This is a genomic window from Bradyrhizobium sp. CCBAU 45389, assembly GCF_028128625.1.
GTDB lineage: Bacteria > Pseudomonadota > Alphaproteobacteria > Rhizobiales > Xanthobacteraceae > Bradyrhizobium > Bradyrhizobium liaoningense_B.
Map to the genome: position 1 here is coordinate 1 of NZ_LBIY01000026.1, position 764 is coordinate 764.

Annotated in this window: 1 protein-coding gene; it reads right to left on the bottom strand. The window is 59.9% G+C overall.

Annotated elements, in window-relative coordinates:
* Nucleotides 1–12: 12 nt before the first annotated feature.
* Nucleotides 13–761 (bottom strand): IS5 family transposase gene (locus XH79_RS06810; RefSeq protein WP_442869922.1). Its coding sequence is split into 2 segments (ribosomal slippage): nucleotides 13–414 and nucleotides 417–761, totalling 747 coding nucleotides; the frame shifts between segments, so codons are not numbered across the junction.
* Between the last annotated feature and the right edge of the window lie 3 nt (nucleotides 762–764).

Below are 764 nucleotides of genomic sequence, written 5' to 3' on the forward strand. Positions count from 1 at the left end.
TAGGGCTCGGACTCAATTGATCCAATAGGCAACGATGGCGGCGAGATGGACGGCAGCCAAGAAGTTCCTGGCTAGTTTGTCGTAGCGAGTTGCGACACGCCTGAAATCCTTGAGGCGGCAGAAACAGCGCTCGATGACGTTGCGCCCCTTGTAGGCGCGTTTGCTGAAGCTGTGGAGAGTGACCCTGTTGGATTTGTTTGGAATGACGGGCTTGGCACCACGATCGACGATTTCGGCTCGAAAGCCGTCGCCGTCGTACCCTTTGTCGCCAATGAGGGCAGACATGGGTGGCGCGAGTTCCAAAAGGGCTGGCGCTGCGGCAATATCAGCGTCCTGGCCTGGAGTGAGATGAAATGCGCAAGGTCTGCAGTCAGGGTCGCTCAGCGCGTGGATTTTCGTGGTCCGCCCGCCGCGCGAGCGGCCGATCGCTTGTTCATGCTCCCCCCTTTTCCGCCGCTCGCCGAGCGATGCGCTTTGATCGTGGTGGAGTCGATGGACAAAGTCACGCCGTCTTTGCCGCAGCGGGCGAGCGCTTCAAAGATCGCCCGCCAATGTCCGCGCTTGGCCCAGCGATTGAAACGATTGTAGATCGTCGTGTACGGACCATAGTCGGGCGGGCAATCGCGCCAGCGTGCGCCGCACTGAAGCATGTGAATGATACCGCTGATGACGCGTCGATCGTCATCGCGCACCGGTCCGGTCTGGTTCGTTGGCAGATGCGGCTCTATCAGAGCCCATTGCTTGTCGTTGAGCCAGAACAGTCC